This window comes from uncultured Streptococcus sp. (assembly GCF_963521865.1).
Taxonomy (GTDB): Bacteria; Bacillota; Bacilli; order Lactobacillales; family Streptococcaceae; genus Streptococcus.
Genome location: NZ_CAUQWY010000075.1, coordinates 1 through 3851, shown reverse-complemented (window position 1 = coordinate 3851; position 3851 = coordinate 1). Strand labels below are relative to the sequence as shown.

The window sequence follows — 3851 nt, the reverse complement described above, 5'->3', positions numbered from 1 at the left end:
ATACTCTTCGAAAATCTCTTCAAACCACGTCAGCTCTATCTGCAACCTCAAAACAATGTTTTGAGCAGCCTGCGGCTAGCTTCCTAGTTTGCTCTTTGATTTTCATTGAGTATAACTTTGTTTCTATCTTAATCAAACTGGATAGTGAATAATCATATTATCACGATAGAAGAAGAGGCTGAGATTGCTGATTCTCGGCCTCTTAGGTCTCTTAAAATGTTCCGATACGGGTGATTGGCCAGAAGCGGAATTTAGCTTCCCCTGTGATATCTTTTGCTTTGAAGGTACCTACGTGACGACTGTCACTTGAAACTAAGCGGTCGTCTCCAAGGAGAAGGTATTCTCCTTCTGGAACAGTAAAGCTAAAGTTGGTGTTATAGTTGACATCAACTGTGAAGGCTTGCGCTTTTTGAGCGATACTTCTAAAGAAAGTGCCTTTATTTCCTTCAAAGCCCTTGCCTGAGTAAGTGCTTTGGAGTTTGTCATCCTTGAAGCGTTTGATATAGTCAGCTAGGTAAGGTTCGTCCGTCTCTTTATCATTGATGTAAAGTTTATCGTTTTCGTAACGGATGGTGTCGCCAGGCATTCCGATGACACGCTTGACAATGTCCTTATTGCCATCTTCCTCATGGGCAACCACGATATCAAAACGGTCAATAGGGAGGTGTTTGATAACAAAGAGAATTTCGCCATCCGCTAGGGTCGGATCCATGGAATGTCCTTCTACGCGGACATTGCTCCAAAAAAAGATACGACTTAAAGCTAGTAATGACAGAATCAGGAGGAACAATCCCCACTCTTTTAAGAAATGTTTAAATGAATTCATAACTTACCTTTCTAAGCGTTTTTTCGCTTTTTCAGTGTTTTTAAAGTGCAATTTGGCGCAGAAATTGAGTCCCTGCATGCCATAGGCTTGCAAAATCTGGCTAGCCACCTTATCAGAAGCCGTTCCAGCTCCACTTGGAAGTTGATAACCCAGTTCTCGTCCCAGATTTTCAAGATTTTCCAGAAAGAGATCACGCGCAATGATAGAAGAAACTGCGACAGCCAAGTATTTACCCTCAGACTTTTCTTCTAAGCTGATCGGATTGCTGAAACGATTGGCCTCTTGTGCCAAGTACTTATCATAATTTTTAGCACTGGTAAAGGCATCAATCACAATTTTCTCAGGCTGAATGCCTTTTTGAAGAAGGAGATAGATAGCCTGGTTATGGAGGGCGACCTTAACCGAAACAGCGTTGTAGCGGTCTCCGATGACCTCGTTGTACTTGCTTGGTGAGAGAAGCAGTGCCTGGTGCTGGATTTTTTCTTTGAGGATAGGGGCAATCTGACGGATCTTTTGGTCGGTCAGAGTTTTAGAATCTCCCACACCGAGTTTTCGCAAGAAGGCATGCTGGTCAGGTGTGACAAAGGAAGCTACAACTGCAAGCCCACCAAAGTAGGAACCATTCCCTACCTCATCTGTCCCAATCAAAGGGAGATTTTGTCCGCTGGTTTCCTCTACAACTTGATAGCCAAAGAAACTGGCGTATTTCTCAGCTCCTTCACCCTGAAGCAAGACCTTTCCAGAAGTATAGATAGAAACGGTTGCTTGAGGCAGTTTCAAAAAGTAGCGAACATAGGGGTTTTTACTGGGAGCCAGACTAGTTTGATAGTGTTCAAGAAAAGCCTGAATCTCCTTTTCACTTGGTGTGAGTGTTATACTTGCCATAGTTTCTATTGTACCATAAAAGCAGGCAAATTTGTAAAAACTGACAAAATTAGCGAATTTTGATATAATATCGTGAGGTGAATTTTATGGCAAATCTAAATCGATTCAAATTTACATTCGGGAAAAAATCATTAACCTTGACAAGCGAACATGATAACCTTTTTATGGAGGAAATCGCCAAGGTTGCGACAGAAAAATACCAAGCAATTAAAGAACAAATGCCTAGCGCAGATGATGAAACAATCGCTCTTTTGTTGGCAGTCAACTGTTTGTCAACTCAACTCAGCCGTGAGATTGAATTTGATGATAAGGAGCAAGAATTAGAAGAACTCCGTCACAAACTTGTGACTTGTAAGCAAGAGCAGAGCAAGATTGAGGATTCCTTATGATTTCACTCCTTCTTCTATTGATCTTGGCTTGGGGATTTTATATCGGCTATCGGAGAGGTCTGCTCTTACAGGTTTATTACCTGATTTCAGCCATGGCATCGGCTTTTATGGCTGGCCAGTTTTACAAGGGGCTGGGAGAACAATTCCATTTATTGCTCCCTTATGCAAATCCGCAGGAAGGACAGGGAACTTTCTTTTTCCCATCGGATCAACTCTTTCAGTTGGATAAGGTCTTTTACGCGGGTATCGGCTACTTGCTTGTATTTGGGATAGTCTATAGCATCGGTCGTTTGCTTGGTCTCCTCTTACACTTGATTCCTAGTAAAAAACTGGGTGGCAAGTTGTTCCAAGTTTCAGCAGGTATCTTGTCCATGTTGGTGACCTTATTTGTCTTGCAAATGGCCTTGACAATCTTGGCGACCATCCCCATGGCAGCTATACAAAATCCTCTTGAAAAGAGTATCGTCGCAAAACACATCATCCAGAGCATACCAGTAACAACCAGTTGGCTCAAACAAATCTGGGTGACAAATTTAATCGGATAAAAAGGGCAGGAGTTTTCCTAGCCCTTTGTTTACAGATTTGACTAGAATCTATCAGAATGTAAAAAGCTAATACTCTTCGAAAATCTCTTCAAACCATGTCAGCTTCCATCTGCAGCCTCAAAACACTGTTTTGAGCAACCTGTGGCTAGCTTCCTAGTTTGCTTTTTGATTTTTATTGAGTATCATACACCTAGACATTCAAAGACAAGGAAATAAAGATGAATAAGAAAATATTAGAAACATTAGAGTTCAATAAGGTCAAGGTCTTGTTTGAACCCCATTTGTTGACAGAGCAGGGCTTGGAGCAATTGAGACAGCTGGTTCCGACTGCTAAAGCAGATAAAATCAAACAGGCTTTTGCTGAGATGAAGGAAATGCAGGCTCTTTTCGTCGAGCAACCGCATTTTACTATTCTCGCAACCAAGGAAATTACAGGAGTCTGCAAGCGTTTGGAGATGGGGGCGGATCTCAATATCGAGGAGTTCCTCCTCTTGAAGCGCGTGCTTCTTTCTAGCAGAGAATTGCAAAGTTTTTACGCCAATCTGGAAAATGTTAGCTTGGAAGAATTAGCCCTTTGGTTTGAGAAATTACATGATTTTCCGCAATTACAAGGAAATCTCCAAGCCTTTAATGATGCAGGTTTCATTGAAAATTTTGCCAGTGAAGAATTAGCGCGCATCCGTCGAAAAATCCATGATAGCGAGAGTCAGGTACGCGATGTTTTACAGGACCTGCTCAAGCAAAAAGCGCAGATGTTGACAGAAGGGATTGTTGCCAGCAGAAATGGCCGTCAGGTTTTACCAGTCAAAAACACCTACCGCAATAAGATTGCAGGTGTCGTTCATGATATTTCTGCCAGCGGAAACACCGTCTATATCGAACCCCGTGAGGTGGTCAAACTGAGCGAAGAAATCGCTAGTCTGCGAGCAGATGAGCGTTATGAAATGCTTCGCATTCTCCAAGAAATTTCTGAGCGTGTCCGCCCTCATGCGACTGAGATTGCTAATGACGCTTGGATTATCGGTCATCTGGACTTGATTCGTGCCAAGGTCCGCTTTATCCAAGAAAGACAAGCAGTCGTTCCTCAGCTATCAGAAAATCAAGAGATTCAACTGCTCCATGTATGTCATCCTCTGGTCAAAAATGCCGTTGCAAATGATGTCCATTTTGGTCAAGATTTAACAGCCATTGTCATTACAGGTCCCA

4 protein-coding genes and 1 pseudogene are annotated in these 3851 nt (G+C 42.4%); 3 read left to right on the top strand and 2 right to left on the bottom strand.

What is annotated here, in order from left to right; translation table 11 throughout:
• Window positions 1-211: 211 nt before the first annotated feature.
• On the bottom strand, window positions 212-826 hold the full coding sequence (lepB, locus tag RWO85_RS09870) for a signal peptidase I (RefSeq protein ID WP_314415652.1): 615 nt from the start codon (window positions 824-826) through the stop codon (window positions 212-214).
• A 3-nt stretch (window positions 827-829) separates the two neighbouring features.
• A complete protein-coding gene (gene rnhC, locus RWO85_RS09865; RefSeq protein ID WP_314415650.1) occupies window positions 830-1711 on the bottom strand; it encodes a ribonuclease HIII in 882 nt (293 codons plus the stop codon).
• A gap of 86 nt (window positions 1712-1797) precedes the next feature.
• Between rnhC and zapA the strand changes: the two genes are divergently transcribed.
• The 3 genes and pseudogenes from zapA to RWO85_RS09850 form a co-directional block, all read left to right on the top strand.
• A complete protein-coding gene (zapA, locus tag RWO85_RS09860) occupies window positions 1798-2100 on the top strand; it encodes a cell division protein ZapA (protein WP_000002019.1) in 303 nt (100 codons plus the stop codon).
• On the top strand, window positions 2097-2645 hold the full coding sequence (locus RWO85_RS09855; protein WP_314415647.1) for a CvpA family protein: 549 nt from the start codon (window positions 2097-2099) through the stop codon (window positions 2643-2645). The genes zapA and RWO85_RS09855 overlap by 4 nt, the downstream gene beginning before the upstream one ends.
• Window positions 2646-2863: 218 nt before the next feature.
• Window positions 2864-3851: pseudogene (locus RWO85_RS09850) on the top strand (endonuclease MutS2); the annotation flags it as partial.

Excerpts from the sequence above, each read along its gene's own strand:
- lepB (WP_314415652.1), bottom strand. The coding sequence starts at position 826 with ATGAATTCATTTAAACATTTCTTAAAAGAGTGGGGATTGTTCCTCCTG.
- rnhC (WP_314415650.1), bottom strand. The coding sequence starts at position 1,711 with ATGGCAAGTATAACACTCACACCAAGTGAAAAGGAGATTCAGGCTTTT.
- RWO85_RS09855 (WP_314415647.1), top strand. The coding sequence starts at position 2,097 with ATGATTTCACTCCTTCTTCTATTGATCTTGGCTTGGGGATTTTATATC.
- zapA (WP_000002019.1), top strand. The coding sequence starts at position 1,798 with ATGGCAAATCTAAATCGATTCAAATTTACATTCGGGAAAAAATCATTA.